At 42.5% G+C, this 21025-nt stretch carries 17 protein-coding genes and 1 tRNA gene; 11 read left to right on the plus strand and 7 right to left on the minus strand.

The window, feature by feature from the left end:
• Positions 1-9: 9 nt before the first annotated feature.
• From H6F98_RS16755 to H6F98_RS16765, 3 genes are all read left to right on the plus strand, one after another.
• Positions 10-83: transfer RNA gene (locus H6F98_RS16755), tRNA-Pro, on the plus strand.
• Positions 84-552: 469 nt separating this feature from the next.
• Complete coding sequence (locus H6F98_RS16760) at positions 553-1461, plus strand: sulfotransferase (RefSeq protein WP_192219907.1); 909 nt, start codon at positions 553-555, stop codon at positions 1459-1461.
• 287 nt (positions 1462-1748) lie between these two features.
• Positions 1749-2834 (plus strand): chlorophyllase/cutinase-like alpha/beta fold protein, encoded by a 1086-nt coding sequence (locus H6F98_RS16765; RefSeq protein WP_192219834.1) that lies wholly within the window; start codon positions 1749-1751, stop codon positions 2832-2834.
• Between the two features lie 46 nt (positions 2835-2880).
• Here the strand turns inward: H6F98_RS16765 and H6F98_RS16770 are convergent, their stop codons facing one another.
• Entirely contained in the window at positions 2881-5532 is a 2652-nt protein-coding gene (locus tag H6F98_RS16770; protein ID WP_192219835.1) for an HlyD family secretion protein, read from the minus strand.
• A gap of 675 nt (positions 5533-6207) precedes the next feature.
• Between H6F98_RS16770 and H6F98_RS16775 the strand changes: the two genes are divergently transcribed.
• The 6 genes from H6F98_RS16775 (at position 6208) to H6F98_RS16800 (ending at position 12520) form a co-directional block, all read left to right on the plus strand.
• Entirely contained in the window at positions 6208-7278 is a 1071-nt protein-coding gene (locus H6F98_RS16775) for a lipopolysaccharide assembly protein LapB (protein WP_192219836.1), read from the plus strand.
• Positions 7279-7535: 257 nt separating this feature from the next.
• Positions 7536-7904, plus strand: coding sequence for a hypothetical protein (locus H6F98_RS16780; RefSeq protein ID WP_192219837.1), 369 nt, complete (start codon positions 7536-7538; stop codon positions 7902-7904).
• Positions 7905-8207: 303 nt separating this feature from the next.
• A complete protein-coding gene (locus H6F98_RS16785) occupies positions 8208-9092 on the plus strand; it encodes a sulfotransferase (protein ID WP_192219838.1) in 885 nt (294 codons plus the stop codon).
• A gap of 100 nt (positions 9093-9192) precedes the next feature.
• Positions 9193-10140: a sulfotransferase gene (locus H6F98_RS16790; protein WP_192219839.1), complete on the plus strand. Its 948-nt coding sequence runs from the start codon at positions 9193-9195 to the stop codon at positions 10138-10140.
• Between the two features lie 24 nt (positions 10141-10164).
• Positions 10165-11463 carry a hypothetical protein gene (locus tag H6F98_RS16795; RefSeq protein ID WP_192219840.1) on the plus strand — a complete coding sequence of 433 codons (1299 nt, stop codon included), beginning with the start codon at positions 10165-10167 and terminating at the stop codon, positions 11461-11463.
• Positions 11464-11614: 151 nt separating this feature from the next.
• Entirely contained in the window at positions 11615-12520 is a 906-nt protein-coding gene (locus H6F98_RS16800; protein ID WP_192219841.1) for a TauD/TfdA family dioxygenase, read from the plus strand.
• A 21-nt stretch (positions 12521-12541) separates the two neighbouring features.
• On the opposite strand, the gene H6F98_RS16805 is transcribed toward H6F98_RS16800, so the two are convergent.
• Entirely contained in the window at positions 12542-13993 is a 1452-nt protein-coding gene (locus H6F98_RS16805; RefSeq protein WP_192219842.1) for a hypothetical protein, read from the minus strand.
• Between the two features lie 199 nt (positions 13994-14192).
• Between H6F98_RS16805 and H6F98_RS16810 the strand changes: the two genes are divergently transcribed.
• On the plus strand, positions 14193-14603 hold the full coding sequence (locus tag H6F98_RS16810) for a hypothetical protein (RefSeq protein ID WP_192219843.1): 411 nt from the start codon (positions 14193-14195) through the stop codon (positions 14601-14603).
• Between the two features lie 140 nt (positions 14604-14743).
• Here the strand turns inward: H6F98_RS16810 and H6F98_RS16815 are convergent, their stop codons facing one another.
• Entirely contained in the window at positions 14744-15445 is a 702-nt protein-coding gene (locus tag H6F98_RS16815) for an HAD-IA family hydrolase (protein WP_313929885.1), read from the minus strand.
• Positions 15446-15469: 24 nt separating this feature from the next.
• Positions 15470-16432 (minus strand): tRNA epoxyqueuosine(34) reductase QueG, encoded by a 963-nt coding sequence (gene queG, locus H6F98_RS16820; RefSeq protein WP_192219844.1) that lies wholly within the window; start codon positions 16430-16432, stop codon positions 15470-15472.
• Between the two features lie 345 nt (positions 16433-16777).
• On the opposite strand from queG, the gene H6F98_RS16825 reads away from it, so the two are divergent.
• Positions 16778-17212 (plus strand): ketosteroid isomerase family protein, encoded by a 435-nt coding sequence (locus H6F98_RS16825; protein ID WP_192219845.1) that lies wholly within the window; start codon positions 16778-16780, stop codon positions 17210-17212.
• Between the two features lie 133 nt (positions 17213-17345).
• On the opposite strand, the gene H6F98_RS16830 is transcribed toward H6F98_RS16825, so the two are convergent.
• The 3 genes from H6F98_RS16830 to H6F98_RS16840 form a co-directional block, all read right to left on the minus strand.
• Positions 17346-17777: an anti-sigma regulatory factor gene (locus H6F98_RS16830; RefSeq protein ID WP_192219846.1), complete on the minus strand. Its 432-nt coding sequence runs from the start codon at positions 17775-17777 to the stop codon at positions 17346-17348.
• A 3-nt stretch (positions 17778-17780) separates the two neighbouring features.
• Complete coding sequence (locus H6F98_RS16835) at positions 17781-19472, minus strand: SpoIIE family protein phosphatase (protein WP_192219847.1); 1692 nt, start codon at positions 19470-19472, stop codon at positions 17781-17783.
• Positions 19473-20092: 620 nt separating this feature from the next.
• The gene (locus tag H6F98_RS16840) at positions 20093-20812 is read right to left on the minus strand and encodes a response regulator transcription factor (protein ID WP_192219848.1); all 720 of its coding nucleotides are present in this window, start codon (positions 20810-20812) and stop codon (positions 20093-20095) included.
• Positions 20813-21025 lie beyond the last annotated feature (213 nt).

Below are 21025 nucleotides of genomic sequence, written 5' to 3' on the forward strand. Positions count from 1 at the left end.
ATGGCTTATCGGGATGTAGCGCAGCTTGGTAGCGCACTTCGTTCGGGACGAAGGGGTCGCAGGTTCAAATCCTGTCATCCCGACTGCAAAACATTGCAAATTAAAGGCTCTTAGCTTTTGTAGCTGTAGAGTCTAAATTCATTTTTTGAGTGTAGAGAAATCAAGGGCAAAAGGAGTAAATTTAGATACAGATAGTCCTAAATTAAAGTTATCTTGCAATCAAATTTTCAAAATTGTTGAATAAGCCGCCGTTGAAGTCATCCCCACCACTGATGAGCATTGCACGCCTCTAAAAAGCGATCGCTCTAATCCATCACGCTTCATACACTATAAATATTACTCGATATCAAGTTCAGCTTTTTGACAAAGGCTAGGTCTGACACTAATAGGGTATCCAGAGTAAACTGTTGCTGACACTCTTGCCTTAAGACAGGTAGTTATCGCTTAGGTTCGCTTTGAGATAACAACTTGCAGGTGTGTGAGTTATTTTTACCCTTAAGTTCAAAACATAACACTCTTACTTGGCAGATGCCCGTTAGTTACTCCAGCTTTATGTCAGTCGCGCAACCAATATTTATCTTGGGATCTCCATGTTCTTTCACCTCCTTGGTTTGGGCTATGCTTAGTCAGCACCCGGAAACCTATGGAGTGCCAGAACTCAATCTGTTGCTCACAGAAACTTTAGAGGAGTTTGCGCTCAGTCTAAGAGGTTCACGCCAATTCCAAAGTCATGGATTATTGCGTACTATCGCTCAACTTTATGCTGGTGAACAAACTCTGTGTTCCATTGACATGGCACATCGTTGGATTTTTAACCGTCTTCACTCTATGACCGCAGAAATTTATTTTGAGTTATGTCATAAAGTTTCTCCTCTGCGTCTAGTCGAATCCAGCCATGTGTATGCCACTGATCTGGAAATCTTAAATCGCATCTACAACACTTTTCCGCACGCTTACTTCCTTCATTTGCTTTGTCATCCCAGAACTCAAGGCGAGTCAATTATGAAGATAGCTAATGGTGCTATGGCAATTCTAGAGGACTGGATAGATTATTCAACTGAGCCACCAGTCGTAGAGCCGCAGTATGGTTGGTACAAGCTCAACTCCAACATTTTAGATTTTTTGAAAGGTGTTCCTGCTAGTCAAAAAATGACTATTCGTGGGGAAGACATTATCAACGAGCCTTGCTTCAATTTGGAAAATATCTGTCGCTGGTTAAAATTAAACTGGGATGAATCTGTCTCAGCGGCGCTATTGCGTCCTCAAGATTCATCCTATGCTTCTTATGGGCCTTATGGAACTCATTTGGGTCTCGATCCGCACTTTCTCAAATATCCCGCTCTTGAGGCACATAAAATGACAGGAGTTGTTAATCTCGAAGGCCGACTCTCATGGCGCAATGATGATAAAGGATTCATCCCTGAGGTACTCCAAATGGCTCAAGAATTTGGTTATGAGTAGGTATTGTTGATTAACTGAAACAGGCTGATGTTAATACAGAATGAAGAGGTTGCTTATGCGGAGCAAGGAACCTCTTGGTAAAAATGAAAGTCAAAAAGTCCAGTTTGAGATTGGAAAAATTCCCTCCAACGCGGGTAGACTTCTGTATGAATTGTAAAGTGAAAGTTTTTTTACCAATAACAGTGCTTCGTTGTGCCACTTCAGTTGTGCTGACGCTCTTAATAGCGAGTAGCTGTAGTGCTTTCCCGATCAGCCAGTCTTCCTCTAGAACACAAACGGGAGATTCTGTGTATAAACAGAACTCTGAACCTCATACTATTAGTTCCCTTCCCGAAGTGGAAGTAACCAATTCTGTGTATCAAGCTAATCCAGGACCCTATACGGTCGGCGTTTTGGATAATATCACCCTCACAGACACTCGTCGCGATCGCGATGTGCCAGTCAAGATTTACTATCCACAAGGACAGGGACCGTTCCCTGTGATCATCTTCTCGCATGGAGCAGGAGGCTCTAAAGAAATCTATAGTTACTTGGGCGAGTTTTGGGCAAGTCATGGATATGTCTCTATCCATCCCACACACCAAGGTACTGATACAACTGTTTTGAGAACACAGGGTCTAGCAGGACTAGCCAGAAATAGCAATGAGCCTAGACAACGCCAGCAGCGTTCTCAAGATATATCGTTCATAATCGACTCTTTTGGTACATTGGAACGTCAGGCTCCCGAACTAGGCGCAAAAATGGATCAATCCCAAATTGGGGTTGCGGGTCATTCTCTTGGTGCTTACACAACTATGGCAGTTGCTGGAGTCCGTCTAGCCCCCCCTTGGGGTCAAAGTGGAGGGGTTCGTGACCCCCGTGTTCGAGCCTTTATTGCGATCTCTCCTCAAGGTCCAGGAGATGCTGGTCTAGACAGGTACTCCTGGGATGCAATTACAGCACCAGTGATGATTGTGACAGGTACTCGTGACATCGCACGTGAGACTGTAGGACGCCAAGAACAGCCAGCATCGTGGCGGCGACAGTCTTTTCAGTACATGCCTCCTGGAGATAAATATCTTGTCTGGATCACGGGTGCTACCCACTCCGCTTTTGGTACCGGTGAGAGTCGCGCTGGTATAAGAGGTGAAAATGGTGTAGGACTGAGGAGGAGAAGATTGCTAAGAGAGAACAGGCAAAGACAAACTGACGCTAACACTGAAGCTAACACGACTGGGATAGCTGATACAGAGACTGTACAACGCTATACCAAAATAGCAAGCCTAGCTTTTTGGGATGCTTATCTCAAGGGAGAAACCCCAGCCAGAACCTATCTGAAGTCCACTCAACTTCAAACTTATAGTGATGGTGATGTCTCAGTTTCTGTGAAGTAATTAGCGCTCTTGTCTACTAAGTAGATTTTGCCTGTTGGTCAAGAGATTAAGGAAGCCAAGACCAAATTTCAACCTGTACAAAGCGAACAATAGAACGAGTGAAGGCGGCAAAAACTGGCATGGTGCGTCCTTCAATCTTTGCATAACCAGACATCCCAGCTTTAAGCAATCTATCTGTGTTAGGCAGGTCTACAGTGACTTTTACAAACTGTTCAGTCAAGCTAGAAGTAGACTCATCAGCATTAGTAAGCTTAGTGGAATCACTAGCAGCGATCGGCTCTACAGAAACCACTTCTCCAGTAAGAGGTTTATCTGGATAAGCTAAAAGCTTAACCTCTACTTTTCTACCGACAGAAAAATCACCTATATCGTATTCTGGGACTTCTACTTCGCCTCGAATATGACGATTATCTTCAGCAACAGCAAACGTTTCACCTTGCTCTAGATAGCTACCCACTTTTTGCTTAAGAGATGAGGTCACTAGATAACCATCAATTGGCATCACCAATGGAGTTCGTTTAACTTGGTCTTGATTATATTTCAACTGTTGCTGGAGACGCTTAAGATTAGCACGAGCCGCTTCAACTTCTTTACTAGCTGCTTCAATCTCTTCAGGAAAAGGACCACTCAACACTGATGCTAAGTTAGCTTCTGCTTTCTTTATATCTTGCCGCTTTTTCTCTACATTTTGTTTGGCTTCTTCAACATTCTGTTTGGCTTCTTCAACGTTATTACGGTCTGTTTCTGCATCTTTTGCAGAATTTTCATATTGTTGCAAGGAGAAAGCGCCCGTATTGTACAAAGCCTTATAACGTTCCGCTTGACGAGAGCTAAATTCTGCCTTGCCAATAGCTGTTTTAAGCTGTTCTTGAGCAACTTCTACTTGTTGTTTAGCAACTTCTACTTGTTGTTTGTCAACTTCCACTTGTTGTTTGGCAACTTCTACATCTTCCTTTCTAGGAGTAGCGAGTAGTTTTTTCAAGTTAGCCTGTTGCTTCTCTAGCTCAGCTTGCTGCTGTCTTACTTGCTCTTGTGTTATTAATACTGAATTTTCTATATCAACTGCCTCTAAATTCGCAATTACCGTTCCCGATTTTATCCATTGACTATCTCCGCCCTCGAAAAAAACTTTAGTAATTTTACCTTTAACTTGGGCTTGAATCTGCTGCTGTATTGGAGGTGAGATTTTGATTACACCACCAGGACGATATGGGTAAGGCAAAAAAAGTAATATACCTAAAGCAACTAAAAGAGATAGTCTAATGAATTTTTTCACCCACGACTTTAGTATCTTATTAAAGCTGTTCGATTTATTAACAGATTTAGGAAAATCGCTGAGAAACAAATCTACCTCTTCCAGCGGATGAGATAACGGTGTTTGCTGAGAGCGATCGCTTGTTTTTTCTAAATTATTTTGGTTATGTGAGTTCTTTCTATCCTGCTTTGGGTGCGTTGCTACCCATAAAGTCCGAAAGCCCAGCATAAAAGGTAGAATAATTAGTAAAGCTGTGGCTCCGTTTCCTAAAATACCAGGAGAAATATTTCTTAGCAGCCTATGAGACATATCATTAACTAGCTTTAGCGCCAAGAATACCCAAGTAAGGATCATCAGAAGAGATAATCCTTGTAACTTGAGTTTCTCTGGGAAAGTTAATCGCTTTGGCAAAGGTCGCCGCTTCAGGAGCATATCGAAGATAAGAAGATTCTTTTTAAGCCAGTTTGGGGGAAGACGAAAGTATGCAATCATCAATCCGTAACCATCAGATGGCCAAAACGGGCTGGAGTCAAAGAGGAAGTCTAGGTATCCCATATAAGCCAATGAAATAGCCCAACCTCCCAATCCATTTCCAGTTCCCTTCGTCCAGTACCAAATCAAAGTTCCTAAAGAAAATATAAGAATTCTAATTATTAGTGGTGTGCCAAAAGACCATAACTGAATCTTACGTGGAAGCTGCCATATCCCATCTTTTTTAAGATAAAAGCGAGGCAGAATTCCAAATGTTAGCTTCAGCCCAAACTCTCCTACAGTTCCACCGTAAGAAGTGCAAACTATTCCCTGAGCTAGCTTACTCGTTAAATTTACGACAGTTATGTTCAAAAGATGATAAGCTACCCAAGAGGTAGGTTTTACCAATAAACCTATATCACGTCTAACTAGTGATTGATTGTTGAATATAGTAAATAAAGCTAATATCAACAAAGGGATTAGTAACCAAAACAATAAAATGGCAATTGGCTGAAAAGGCTTAGCAATCTTTGCCAGAAATTTAAAGAATGATTCTGAATTAGATACTGCCCAGACTTTACCTCTTTTTTCTTTCTTTCGACGCTTAGATAGAGTTGAAAATTGCGAGATTTCATTTTCTTCCTTGCTTTCCGTTGAACTAATACCTAGAGAAAACGTATCTTGCTCATCAAATACTTCCAGAAGACCACATTCTGCAATTTCTTGTGAAAATTGATTAAAATCCTCTTCTGTTAGTACTAACCCAAACTGTCTTTCAAAAGCTGCTAATATTTCTGATGGCGTAGAAATACCATCCATAGATTTGCATAATAAATATTCCTCTTCCCCAAATTCAAACGCTTCACCAGAACTTGGCTTCTTGAATGAATAAGAGTGTTTTGAAGTCTCCGGATCTACGGTTGTTGTAATTAATAGATCTTTTCGTAAGCGAGTTTCTAAAGGTTTATACATGACAACAGCAATACCACGATACACTTGGCGTTACAAAACTTAACTAAACGGGTTTGAAAGCTAAGATAAAGTTTGCCTTACAACAATCCATCTAATTTAACTAACATAGCTAATTTATTGAGACTTTATGCCCAGGAAGATGAGGGATTGGCAATAGGCGCTATAGGTTGGTTTTTGGGCAATGGGGATTCTAGAGAATAGCTTGATTGTTATAGTAGAGCTTCGTTCAGCGATTTGCCCTATAGGTTGCTCCACAGGGGAAGCTGCGGCTGAATTGTCTAGTAGTTGTGAATAATAGAGGGGTAAATACGTTAAAATTAACACCAACTTGCCCTATGCCTAGACTGCTTACAAGAACTTCTCGGAACAAAGGCTAGATAATGATGAAGTAGTGAAAAGTACTGGTGAGGTGGACAATGCCGTAAACATTCGTAGTTAGGATGAATAGGCTAGCTCATTAAACAAGAAGCTGATTTGACTTAAGTCAAACCTACTAACCTACTTGTAGAGTTAGAGGTTTCGCCGCGTCTAGAGCCTAAACTTGCTGAAGCAAAAGCTGTTAAAGACAGCTTTGTCGGTTTTCTACTTGAATGACCTGTAAGGAGCCTGAACCCCTTACAGCAGCATTTGAGAATGCTATGATAAAATCCACAATTTACGAACAACGGAGTTTTTATGCCAAAATTTATTCCTAGTGTAAAACGGCTGACTGAAGAAAGAAACCAAGTAAAGGTTCAGGATATAGCACCTCAAGTTTCAGATAGAGATCGATTAAAAATCGGTCTTTCACTTGCCAAAGAAAAACGTCTTGATGAGGCTTTAGACGAGTTCAAAGCTGTTTTGGAAAACAATTCTTCATCTATTCCTGCCCATATGGGTGCAGGAACTGTGTATCTAAGACAGAAACGATATGATGAGGCGATGAATCACTTCCAAAGTGCAGTCAAACTAGATCCCTTGATGTCGAAGGCAGCATTAAAAGTAGGGAGGATTTACTTCATAAAAGGTGAGCTAGATAAGGCAGCTGAGGAGTTTCAGAATGCACTCAACCTAGACCCTAAATCGACTCAAGCTTATATAGCAATGGGTCAGGTTTTCATGAAGCAGAAGGATTACGAGGCTGCCATAAAGCAGATTTCTAAGGCTTTACGCTTAAATCCACAACTGGCTAAGGCTCGTCTACTAGTTGCCCAAATTTATAAAGCTCAGGGGAAGATTCCAGAAGCGATCGCAACCCTTAACAGTGTACTGACGATCGATCCCAAACTTTTTCTTCCTTATTTATTAATAGGTCGCCTTCATCTTATCCAAAAGGAATATGGTCTAGCAAAAGAGGCTTTTCAAAAAATAATTAACAACGAGCTGCCAACACCTGGGGCTAACCTGGCGAAGCTCTTAGGCTTTGCAGAAGCTTTAACTGGAGTAAATGAACTAGAAGAGGCTGTTCAAATTCTCAGGAATTTGCCTGAAGTTGATGCTATTGCCGCCAAAAAACATCAACTGTTTGGAGATGTTTACTACAAACAAGGCTTATTTAGGCAAGCGACAGAGGAGTATCAAGCCGCAAAACTCCTAGCTTCACAGGAAGAGAATGCGATTGATGAAACGGATGACTTTGACATATTGCTAGAACAGGATGACACTCAATGGGAGGACTTAGCAAGTACTTACAGAGCCTTAGGTAAGTCATTACTTTCCGATCCTTCTAATCCTCAAACTCCACAAAGACGCATTTCGAGCCTTTAAGCTTAGAGTTTACATAACGCTATGTGAGCATTTTTTCTCAGTTCGCTGTCGGTAAGTTGATAACAGATAGATACAGTGGCTCAGAAAAAAAATTGATTCAGGCTTAGCTAATGAAACAAAAAGGCTGTTTCAATCCTTCTTGATTAGAAACTTTATGTTCAGCCCTTTCTTAGGAAAGTTGGCTCAATAGCCAGAGTAAACTTAGCTTGATGTATTAAGTTGTAACCGTTTGACTTTACCCAATAAGATTGTTCTAGATGACAACAGACCATAGTGCATCAGCCGAAAAGCGACAAGCAATTCTACAACAAATCAGAGAACGTCACGGTAGCAGACAGAAATCCTCTAATAACCAGCCGGATGTTGAGCCGCGACAGAACCTAGCTAGGAGTAACCAACAGACCCGTAACAATCAAGAAAAAGCTCTTCCTATCGATTTTCTGAAGAATGTTCAACAATGGATAAACAGTCCAGAAATTGAGCCAAACTCTACCTCTCTACAGGAACTTGAGCAACGTAAGCAAGAACTTCAATATCGCTCTGCTTGGCTACTAGGACTACTTGAAGTTACACAAAAGGAATTAAACGCTATACAGGAACATATAAAAATAAGAACAACAAAGTAACCTCTACAGGATAAAAAATAGAATGCGTGTGTTTCTTATAGAATCCTAAATCTCCTAGTTTAATGTAGAAGCTTAGGTATATTGTATGATTCTGGAACTACATCAAATACTCAGGGTTTCTACGAAACTTTAATGCCAAAGAGAGTTATAGCGATTCTCGTATCAGTGAAGCACATCTTGCTTTCTTGCCAATTCCCCATTCCCAATTCCCGAAAACCCAGAACTTGTATCTCATCCTTTAGGAGAACTGCTACATATTACTTTCTTATCTCTGTATTGGAATTGCCTGTCTGAGGATTACCAATGGCTGAACCTCTAATAATCTTGTGCCCTTTACGTTCCTTCTCATCAGTTGCCTGTGGAATGCTAGGTCAACATCCAGAAATGTATGGTTTTCCGGAACTTCATCTATTTGTTGCAGACAGTATGCAAGAACTAATGCTGTATCACGAACACAAAGGTAGGGTAAAGGGAGGGCCGGGCTTACTTCGGACGTTGGCACAGCTGCATGATGGAGTTCAAACAGAAACGACCATTCATAAAGCAAAACAATGGCTAGATGAACGGCAGAGTTGGTCTACCAAAAATGTCTTTGATTATCTGCTTGAACAGATTAATCCCAAAATAGGTATTGATAAAACTCCTGTAACTGTTATGAAATCTGAATTTATTGAGCGTTCCTATACAATGTTCCCTAAAAGTAAGTTCTTACATTTAACCCGTCATCCTATATCAGCGGGAAAATCAATGCAGGAGTTTTTTCAACAAATGTCAAAAATCTCTGTTAGAGAGTCTTCAAAAACATTAGATCCCGCCAGACTTTGGCTCCAAACGCACAGCAGAATTATGGAATTTACTAGCACACTGCCAGTGGGACAAAGTATGCGGCTCAAAGGGGAGGATTTATTATCTAATCCAGACGTATATTTACCACAAATAGCTGAGTGGCTTGGTGTGCGAACGGATAAAGAAGCGATTGAAGCAATGAAGCATCCAGAAACTTCATCCTATGCTTCTATTGGACCACGAGGAGCACGGGGGGGTAATGATCCGAAATTTTTAAAAAGCCCTGTCCTACGTGTAGGTCAAGTTTCAGAGCCATCACTGAATAGAGCTTTGGAATGGGCATTAGATCAAGGATTTTCCACAAAAATTACTAAACTTGCAAAGCAAATGGGCTATCAATAGCGGTAGCAAAAGCTACATAACTATGTATTAGTAAAATCAGGCACTAAGTCCTAATACAACTAGGCAAAAGTGTATTACATTGCTATCCATAAATTCTAGAATGACTGAACCATTAATTATCCTATGTCCGTTACGTTCTTTTTCATCAGTTGGATGTGCCATGATTGGTCAACATCCAGAGACGTATGGTTTTCCTGAGCTTAATCTTTTTGTTGCAGACAGTGTTGAAGAAATGCTGCTGTATTATCTCCGCCAAGGAAGACCTCAAGGTTTGCATGGGTTGCTACGCACACTGGCACAACTACACGATGGTGTCCAAACAGAAACAAGCATTTTTAAAGTTCGAGCATGGCTACAAAAACGAATGGACTGGTCCACAAAAAAAATGTTCGATTATATCCTGGAACGAATTAGCCCTCGAATCGGTGTAGACAAAAGTCCCGTAACGGTTATGAAACCAGAATTTATCGAACGTGCTTATGCAATGTTCCCGAAGGCTAACTTTTTGCACCTGACTCGCCATCCCATATCAGCAGCCAAGTCGATTCGTGAGTACCTTAAGCAAATGTCAGAGGTACGAGAAAATCTTTTTAAACCAATGTTAAAGACAAGTGGAACCCCTAAGCCACTCATTAAGAACGCACTCAAAGAAACTACCTTTGACCCGGCTCGCTTATGGCTTTACACTCACAGCAGCATTATCAACTTTACTAGTACGCTGCCTGTAGGGCAGAGTATGCGATTAAAGGGGGAAGACCTGCTATCCGAACCAGACTTGTATCTACCACAAATAGCAGATTGGCTTAGTTTACGAGTTGATCAGGAGGCTATTGAGGCGATGAAACATCCAGAAAATTCATCTTATGCCTGTCGCGGTCCACTAGGGGCTAGGGGTGGGAATGATCTAAAATTCTTAGACAGCCCTAGATTACGTTCTGGCAAAATTTCAGAGCTATCACTGAAGAGCAAGACTGAGCTAGATTGGGCTTTGAATCGGCAATCTTCACAAAAAATAATTCATCTAGCTAAGCAAATGGGTTATCAGTAGTTCTATTAGTAACTAGAAAAAGAAATGTCTAAAGACTCTTTACTAGCGGCTCAATACTTTGCCAGTACCGAGCAAAAAGGTTACCAACAGTTGACAAGTAGTTTTAGCTGTTTCCTATTCTTATTTCAAAATCATTTATATCTTGCAATCACATCTGATTCAACACAAAAAGCAAATCACTCTGGCAAATTATTACGTCATGATTCCCTAAACGACACCTGGGATGAAGTGTATCAATTACCTCTATTAAATGAGGATAGTAGTGCTTATTTGACAAAGGCATCAAAGTCAAATATTAGTCAGAATGATTTAATCCATCATAACAAAATATTCAGCGAGATAGCTATTTTTAAAGGGAAGAGCGATAATGCCCCAATGCTTTATCTAAGTCTTATCTCCTCGCTTGAATCGCAACTTTTACGCACAGAAACTTGTGAATCTTTTCACGTAATTCCAAAGGCTAAAGTGGAACAGTATAGGTTGTCTTTCCGCCAACTTTATCCGTTCCAAAATAAGCTTTATGCGTCCTGTTTAGGAAGATTAACGGGTGAAGCCGAAAAGTGGGAAGATCTGCCTATTGTCTATGTTTCAGATGATCCAGCATTAGGACTATGGCAATGCACAAGTTTATTGGGTTTTGGCGACTCGAATAATAAAGCCATTTCCCAGATGGTGGCATTCAATGATTGCCTGTATGTGGGAACTGTAAATCTAGAGCAAGGATTTCAAGTCTGGAAAACTCAAGTTATTGAACCTTTTTCTTACTCTTGGAAGCAGGTTATCTCCAAGGGGGCATATAGATATACGATGAATGAATTTGTATCATCTATGGTTGTCTTTAAAGGCAATCTATATGTTGCTAGTGGCAGAGCATTACTCGCGGAGAACAATACTAATGAGTTTAATACTGCTCCTCCTGAATTAATTCGTATTTATCCTGATGATAGTTGGGACTTAATTGTCGGTACACCGAAATTTACCCCTGATGGATTGAAGGTACCTTTATCGGCAATGGGACCAGGTTTTGATGACCTTGAGCAATCGAATTTTCAGTGCCTACTGGTTCATGATAATTATCTTTATGTTGGAGTCCAAAAACCGGGCAGGTTTCAAATGTGGCTTTCAGAAGATGGGGAAATTTGGGAAACTATTCCTTTAGAGGGAATTACTCATTATCCCCAAGTCGAGCTATGTGCGGCTATGTCCACCCCATTGGGATTAACCCTTGTTTTTGATACAATCCATGGTCAAACTGTAGATAACTCTTTATCTAATACACTTGGAGTTAATGGTTTAGAGATTTGGATTGGCAAGGAACATTAGTGCAAGAGGGCAGAAGGCAGGAGGCAGAAGGCTTTTATGAATATTGCTTGTACAGTAAGCTTTTTAACCTCTTTCAACTGGATAGTTATTTCCCCTACGCTGCACTAAGTTGTTCTGATTCTTGTAGGGCTTTAAAGTAAATCCAAGCATTATGAAGACTCAAATAGCACCAGTTTCTGAAAAATTTGGTACTCTACTGCTAAGTACAAAATGTAGCAGCATTTTTAGCTTAGATAGAGATGAAGTTATTAACTTATTTAAGTCTTCTAATTTATTACTTTTTAGAAGTTTTAACGTTAACACTGATAAATTTAAAGCCTTTACTGAGTTATTTAGCACTAACTTTATGGCTTATATAGGTGGTGCCTATAACCGGGAAATGATTAAAGGAGACAAGACTCTCTTATCAGTAACAGGCCATAGACTTTCCTTTGCAGTTCCTCCTCACGGAGAGATGTATTACAAAAAAAATAAACCCCAACTTATATGGTTTTATTGTGCTACTCCACCCTTAAAAGATGGTGAAACTACGGTTGGTGATGGAGCAGAGATTTATGAAGAACTAAGTGATTCTACCAAAAAGCTTTTTAGCACAAAACGATTAAAATATATTCGCAATTATCCCAAGGCGATATGGAAGGAAATCTATCAAACTGATGACCTGAGAGTAGTTAAAAAAATATGCGACGAAGAAGATATCTCTCTTAGGGTAGATCAGGAAACCTATGCGATCGCAACGGAGTATTTATGTTCAGCCGTTGTTCAAAGTAGAAGAGAAAGTCATCCTATTTTTATTAACAATATCTTACCCGTAGTAGAGCAAGAGTTACAGGGTAAGCAAGCTAGTCTTGTGAGGTTTGAAGACAACTCCAAGATTCCCGACGCTGTTATTGATGAACTAAAAGAAGTTACTGACCGGCTCATGAAGCCAATTCAATGGCAAACGGGGGATATCTTGATGATTGATAATACAAGATTGCTTCATGGCAGAAGGTCATTTTCAGATAATCAAAGGGATATATATGTCAGGCTGTGTAACGCAGCTTTCCCCTTTTGAGAGCTAGGGATAGTTTCTTGTTTAGCTGCTTTGCCAAATTTCAAGACCACCATTGGGATTATCTTCATAAGTCCATTGCTCATTGACTTGAATGGCAGCACGCGGACCAAAAGGATTAGCGGTACCGATAAAAAGACCATGAGGTGTAGATACGATATTACGGAGTCCGTAGTTATAAGAATTGCCAAATCCTTGACGGCTTACTGGTAGCCAGTTTTCTCCATCAAAAGACCGCCACAGATCGAAACCGCCTTGATTCTTAATGAGATTTTCAATGCCTACTTGCTCTAGCAGCCAATTTAGCTTTTGAGATTGACCTTTAAGTCTGTTAAAGCGCAGGATGATGCTCCAATTCATGGTACCTGCATAAAGCCAACCATCATGAACTCCCATTCGCCAGATGTAACCATTGGAAATACTACCAAACCCTGCTGGCAATCCACTTAAAGGAAACTTACCGTCTCGCTCATCACCCACGATAATTTCCCAGGAGCCATCGTGAGCTATCCTGATTATTTCAGCTCCTGCCGGACCTATTTTATTCCGATGATCGTAACCCCCGTTTTGTATACCAGTGCCTACATATAAAGCATCTTTGAAAACCAACATACTGACTGTTCCCTGATTGAGGCTGCCCCGGTTTGCACCACGAGTAATTACTTTTGTCCAGTGGTAAGGAGGTTCTCCCTGTGCATCAGTGCGCCATATTTGAAAGCCGTTATTGTTAAACGTACCAACGTAGAGATAATTACCAAAATCAATCAGTTCGTAGATTGTCTTGTTATCAAAGTCACCAAATCCCGGTTCGTTGACAGCTTGCCACTCCTCTTGAACAGGGTCGCTAGTTTCATAGATGATAGGAATACCCGCCGTGTTTTGATTGCCGCGAGTAGCACCCGCAGGCGTTGTATAGAGTTTCCCTTTAAAAGGAAACAAAGAACGTAAGCTCGTGATCGGTAGACCAATTAAACCTGGCTTGGAGATTGGAAAAAAATTGATACCATCTTCAGAGCGAAGGATAATCGTGCCTGAACTACGAGAACGCGCACAGGTAGCAACGTAGAGGGCAGGCTCTGAATCGGATTTTCCTTGAAATACTGTCATAGCCCGGTAGCCAAAGTCACGGCTAAATTCAGCTCCTTGAGAATCGGTAACCATCGGAGATTGATAAACACGTTCCCAATGAGCTGTGACTGGGCTATAGCGCCAAATTTCTCCCCGTGCTTGAGTATATTCAAATTCTTTGGAATATACAGTATAAGGGCATTCGACTGGCCAAATATTGACATTTAGCGGAACGTGCGGCTTGAGAAAACAGAGAGTTGCCCGACCCGTGCCAACATACAAATGGTCTTTGAACCACACCATTGAGTAAGCGTAGGAATTGTTGCGATCGCCAAAGCCGTTTTCACTAATCTTGCGGAAGCTTGAGAAGCTTAGCCCAGGATTTGGTTCTGGATTAAAAGGTTTCATAATCAGTAAGTCTAGGACGCGGTATAAGATTTTACTAAATAAATCAATAGCTTTGGTCTAGCTGGGATAGAAGCAACACATAATTCATATACCCTGAGTAGGTAGAAGACACCTTTAGCCACCAAAGTAGCTTGAAGTTGACTAGTGGCTAAAGTTTTTCAAGATCGGAGTAACTAACTGCACTCAAGGAGAAACTATTATGACTACTGAACCTACTGTTCCAGACGATCGCGCCCTGACACCCTATGACCCAGAAATGCGGGCTCTTGTTAAGCAAGAGATGCCCAATGCTTCTGAGCAAGTGCAGAACGAAACTATTGCACTGATTGAAGCGATAAAAAAACGGGCGCAGTCAGAGGCACAAGGAGCAGGTGAAGTGACCCGTGATGCCTATCTAACCGCTGTCCGACAAATACGGGAAGTGATTGAACAAGATAAGCTTTTTGATAAAGATCAGATTGAATACTCGTTCAAGCTACTCCAGATGGATGCGGAGAAGAACTGGGAATCAATTGTTAAGGAAGTGGCTTCGTTTGGCGATCGCCTTGCTGATGCTGCTAAAGCTGCCTGGGATGCTTTGACTGCTCCTCGTCCTGATTCCAAGCTCTAATCATTTTTCACGAATTACTAATTTTCTTGCTAAAACCCTGGCTCGATAAAATCTGGGACAGGGTTTTTCATCATATTTCATTGTATACAGTGTCACCTTGCGTTTCCTGAGTAGCAACCATGTTACAGCCTCCTCGCCACTCAGCCCTCATCCGCTTTTCTTAGGGCTGTTTCTCCTCCTAAATAGTCGCTGGCATATGCACTATGCAACATTCCTATTACATCAATCAATTCGTTAGGTTGGTGGATTAAAAACTCCGGATTCTGTGCTGCCAAGGCTTCTTTTGAGTTAAAGCCCCAGCTAACAGCGATCGCTTTCATATTAATTTTTTTTGCTGCTTCAATATCTCTAGTTTCATCTCCTACATAGATAACTTCTTCCGGAGTCAAATGGTTCTTTTGTAGGAACTTCCGGAGGACTTTATGCTTACTAAATAACTTGGTTTCTGAAAAAATAAAACTAAACAAGTCTTCCATTTCATGTTTTTTTAGAAAGATTCTGACATTCTCTTCTGAGTTGGAAGTGAGTATCCCAAGCTGATTTCCTTCATAATTTAGTTTGGCTAGAGCTTCTTCTATGCCAAATATGGGATTCAAATATAGAATTTCATTATGTAAATCGGCTTTTAGTCTTTTCAAAAGAAAAGGTATCTTAAAAAGCGAGATTCCTGATTGTTTAATTATTTCTCTAGAACCCAAATTTCTGATTTTAGCGAGGTCATCTGGAACCGCCTGCTTATAGCCGAATTCGCTGGCTAAACGATTACTAATACGAACAACGGCATCAAATGTGTCAGCAAGCGTACCATCGAAATCAAAAATAATTACTTTTACACTCATCATGCAAGCTCGGACTTTTAACAATAATTAGCTTGATGGCTTTGGTGCCTCAAGATTAGCTTGGGCATTCCGCCGCAGCATATCTGGCTTAATTCGCCTTAATGCTGAGGCTGGAAAGCGCCGATTCCACTCATCATCCGAGATGTTTGCTAGTTCGGTGAGTGTGGGAGCGATATTCCAGGGGTAGGGTTGAAATTCTGCTACATCAGTTGTGTGAGCAAAACGTTGGTTCCAGGGGCAGACATCCTGGCAGATGTCACAACCAGCAACCCAGCCTTCTAGACGGGCTGCAATGAACTCTGGCAAGTCCGCAGCCCGATTTTCTATCGTGTGATAAGCAATGCATCGGTTCGCATCAACGACAAACGGTTTAGCGATCGCACCCGTAGGGCAGGCATCGAGGCAACGGGTACAGCTACCGCAGTGTTCTGTGTGGGGCGCATCTGGGGGCAACTCTACGTTAGTTAAGACTTCCCCTAAAAATACCCAACTGCCATACTTACGTGTAATTACATTGCCATTTTTGGCAATCCAACCGATCCCCGCACGCTCTGCCCAAACTTTATCCTGTACTGGCCCTGTATCAGCATAGTAACGCGCCTTAACCCCTTCACCTTGCTTAGACAGCCAGTTAGTAAAAGCCTTTAACTTTTTATGCATTACCTTGTGATAGTCTCGCCCCCAGCCGTAACGGGAGATTTTAGCTAATTCAGGCTCATTGGGACGTTGGTGAGGAGTGTAGTAGTTGAGGGCGACACAAATCACTGACTGTACTTCTGGCATAGCGGCACAGATGTCAAAGCGTTCAGGTTTTTCCATCCACGCCATGTCAGCTTGATACCCCAATGCCAGCCATGCCTTGAGGCGCTGCTGTTTAGCTGAGTCAGTGTCAGCATCCACAGCCGCGATTCCACACAAGTGAAAACCTAGTGAGTAGGCTTCTTGCTTCAACTGATCGATACTGACAGATATTTTCACTGGCAGTGACATTAATCACAAATAATCCAAACCAATCATTTTAATTTTCTTAGCTTGGTATATGTAATTTTTATTTGCAAATCTTAATAAAACGTTGCACTACGCAATCAATGAGGTCAGGCAAGAGAGACACATACCTCTCAAGCCGCTAGATTTCGGTCAATAAATTACTGTTTTACGCAATGCTGTGGTTGACATGGGTGTTGATCCACTTGCTGACTAACGTCAAATAAATCAGCTCTACTCAGGTGTCTAATCGAAGCCCTGGACTATAGAGTTCTCCAAAATCCATCTAAGAGGGCAGGTGTACACCTGCCTTTTTATTTGATACTTGTTTCCAGCTTGAGGAGAATACTAATGAGCATTGCCAAGGACATAAACCCAACTAACGAGTCTGCTGCTACTACCGACTTAGCTATAGAAGGAATTGATGAGCCAGTGGTGCTGCGCTACTTTGAGACGATGAACGCTGGTGAGTATGAAGCAACAGCCGTTTTGTTCGGCGATACAGGTACAATGCAGCCACCCTTCGAGCAACCCATTGAAGGAAAAGAAGCGATCGCAAATTACCTAAAAGCCGAAGCCAAAGGAATGCAGCTATCTCCCAAAGAGGGAATTGCTGAATCACTAGATAATGACCAAACCCAAATTCAAGTCACTGGCAAAGTGCAAACACCTTTGTTTGGTGTCAATGTATCCTGGATATTTCTCCTGAGTGCAGAACGAGAAATTCTCCATACAAGAATCAAGCTACTCGCTTCTCCCCAAGAACTTTTGAGCCTTCGCCGCTAGCCAGTAATAAATTTACGAACAAAGTGTACGGCAGACAAGATGTCTGCCACATCTTGTTACCTCCAATGCGATCGCAAAAGCAAGTTTTTCAGGCTCAAGAAAAAAGTAACAACGCCGACTGAAACCCACATACTTACTGAGATTCTTCAGCTTTCGGCAAACTCGCTTCCATCTTCAGGCAGTTGCGACCATTGACTTGCAAGCGATACTCAACCCGATCCATCAGTCGATTCATAATGAGCCAACCATAGCCACTTTCCTGCTTATCATCTGGATTGGGCGGCAAATACGTTGATAGATCAAACCCTTTGCCATGATCCCAAATCTCTAGTGCAATATCCCGTTCTTTGAGTTCCAAACGAATCAACACCGGCAAATTCGGCTGATCTCGATGAGCGTGACGCACCACATTGGAATACGCTTCCACCAACGCCAGCCGCAAACGATTAGATTGACGTGACCAATCGACAGAGTCGCCTAACTCCGCCTCCAGACTGCCCAGTAGCCAACTTTCGACAATCGTCAAAAACTTCAAGTCACTTGGGATGTGCAGTTCCGTTTTCATAGACTACAGAACCTCCAGAGAGAGTATAGTTTGGTCATCTTCCTGAACATTGTTAGTCCGTTCTCGAATGCGATTTAGTAAATTGGTCAAGTCAAAGGGGTCTGACTCCTGAAGCAGCAGTTGCCAAAGCCCGTCTTGCTTGAGCATTGCACCAGTGTTGGGCTCATAGTTTTGTGGGCGAGGGTTCACGTCTTTTACGGTCGCCTCTGTAATTCCATCACTGATTAACAGAAAGAGGTCACCCGCATTTAAAGTCAGAACCCCTGCATTCGCTTTCCAAGTGGCTAAAATCCCCAAAGGAACGCCACGAACTTTGAGGTAATTTGGTTCCACTGTCACCGAATTTTCAGATACTGCCTGTTGTTGAATGATTAATCTGTGAGACCAGACAATGGGATAGATGTGACCTGCGTTCGCGTAGACCAACTGCCGCGATGCTGGGGTATAGCGAGCTAGCACCATTGTGATGAAACAGTTGGTACTGACAAGATCATCGGACATAATGCTGTTGAGGTTTCGCATGACAACCTCCGGTTCTGGAGATACTTCTTGCGCGAGTTCTCGTCGCAAAATAGAGATGGCACTCGCCATAAATAGAGCCGCAGGGACACCTTTACCAGATACATCTCCAACTGCTAACCATACATCTCCTTGCGGATGAACATAAACTTCAAAAAAATCGCCTCCAACTTCTCGCGCTGGGTAGCAGTGGGCTTGCACTCGCAAACCTTCGACATCCGGCAAGCTTTGGCGTAGTAGGTTGTTTTGAATCTGGCGAGCTACCTCTAGTTCAGCACGCATCTGCTCAGCTTGTAGCTGGGTACGTTGGTAGAGTTTGGCTTGGGAAATCGCTAAAGCAGCTTGCTCAGCAACAGCTTCAATTAACTGAACATCTTGTGATGTCCACAGACGTCCTCTCTCATTTTGATAGAGAGATAGAACTGCCAAGAGTTGTTGCTGACAGATTAACGGGACGAGTAGATGTACGGAAGTATTGCCGGAGGTTTCATCCTGAACAATCTGTGTCTGTCGGTTCTCTAAAGCGTTTAGAACAGTTGAGTCGGCATCGGGAAGGGGGAGTAGTTCTGTGCTATCTTCCTGGTAACAGAAAGACTCTAGTGTTAGCTGATCACTATCTACTGGTCGCAAAATACAACTTGTGGCTTCAAACGTCCGACCAATCGTCGTGACAATCGTTTGTAGCATACTGCGGTAGTCCAGTGACTCTCGAATCGCCGTTGTCACCACATTGAAAAGTTCTTCTCGTCGTAAGGCGCGGCGCAGCTCATTGGTTCTTTGCTTTAGTACCCGGTAGGTGTCGGCAGCTTGTTGAACGACGGCTTTCAGGTTTTCAGGGTTCCAAGGCTTAGTGATGTACTTGAATACCTTGCCAGAGTTAATCGCTTCAACTAGATCTTCAACATCCGTGTAGCCAGTCAAAAGAATGCGAATCGTTTCTGGAAAGCGCTCAACCGTCTTGCTCAAGAATTCAGTTCCGTTCATCAGGGGCATTCGCTGATCAGAAATGATCACCGCCATTTCCCCATGGGTGTCTAGAAGTTCAAGAGCTTTCATTGCTCCGTCTGCTTTGAAGACGCGAAAATCTCGCCGGAAGGTTCTGTACAACAAATCTAGGTTGTCAGGCTCGTCGTCAACCACCATCAGTTTGAGTTTGCTCCGATCTGCCTGACTCATTTGGTCACTCCGGTTCTCTTGTTCGTTAGAGACGACAGCTTGAGGATAATCGGACTGGATGCTGTCGGCGTTCCTGCTTACCAACAACCTGACACAATTCTCAACGTGTGCTTCCTGCTTAAGATATCCCTGATTGTTAACTCAGGGGTGTGTTCCTCATTCACCTAAAATTGTCTCCTTCATGGTCGGATAAGTTAGATACACCATCCATGGCAATTAAGAGCGATCGCACTCTTATGCACTCCCTCAAGCTTGGAAAATCGCACTTTAGGTGAAGTGAAGCCCCAAACAGGAGCAAAATACTCATCTATTCGAGACTATAGTAAATCAGACAACCCATACACAGCTAGAAAAACTGCAAGAGGAGCCAGCAGTATAGACTACCACTGGCTCTTAACGTCTAAAAAAGAATCGTTACTGCCTGTAGACAATGGATTCTGGTGTTCATTCAAGCCAAGCTGGTTGAGAAACACCCCAGTCTTAGATGAGTAAGCGAACTGGGTCATAGTTCTTACCCAAGGGTATTGCTCAATAACACCAAGTTCAAGGATGGGTTTCACGCCCAGACGATTGCTCTAACGGCTTCATGGTAATGTTACCGTCTCGTTGGCAGCGATCGCTTAACCAACTAAGCCAGAGCGAAGCGCACGAACTGCCGCTTGAGTACGGTCATCGGCACACAGCTTATTCAGGATGTTACGGACATGGGTTTTGACAGTTCCCACCGTGATGTAGAGCTTTTCTGCGATCGCGGCATTGCTGCAACCTTCAACAATTAGCTGCAATACTTCCAATTCCCGTTCCGTTAGGGGATAGGCTTCAATCAGTTGGCTATACTCTGGTTCAGCAGCATTGATCGTTACAGTTTTCAAGGCAGCAGCGGCATCAGCACCAACCTCGCTTGACTTGGCTTGTGTTAGCACAATTCTTGCGATCGCAGGGTCAATCCAAGCATTCCCTTCGTAGGTGACTTGTAGCGCCTCTAGCAAATTATCGAAACTGATATTCTTCATGCAGTAAGAGTCCGCTCCAGCAGCAAACGCCGCCATCACAGCTTCCTCGTTATCCTGCAACGTCAAAACCAGAATCTTGGTTTGAGTCTCCTCTTCAGCGCTTCTCGCTTCCTTGAAGCGCCGTGTCAACTCAATGCCATCAATGTCAGGCAAACCAATGTCCACAATTCCGATATCCGGCCTGGACGTTTCCAGTAATTTCAGACCATCGGTGGCATTGGCTGCCTCTCCTACAAATTCAATTTCGCTACGCTGTTGTAGCGCTGTTCTGATCCCGACCCTCGTCAGGTCATGGTCTTCAATGAGAGCAACGCGGATTTTACTCATCGTCAACGTCCAGGGTGTGCAATTTTTTAGCGGTTACAGGAGAAGTTTATAAACTTTGGGTCAAACACCGAGTGATGTCCACCCATCGGTAGGGGTAGGGATTTCTGCACTTCGGATAGATTCTGAATGATACCGTTTCTTTGGCATCTTTCTTTACAGCTAGCTTAATCTAAAGCCTTTTTTCTAGCACCTTTATCTGTTGATGCGGAGCTA

This window comes from Microcoleus sp. FACHB-SPT15 (assembly GCF_014849525.1).
GTDB lineage: Bacteria > Cyanobacteriota > Cyanobacteriia > Cyanobacteriales > Coleofasciculaceae > Symplocastrum > Symplocastrum torsivum.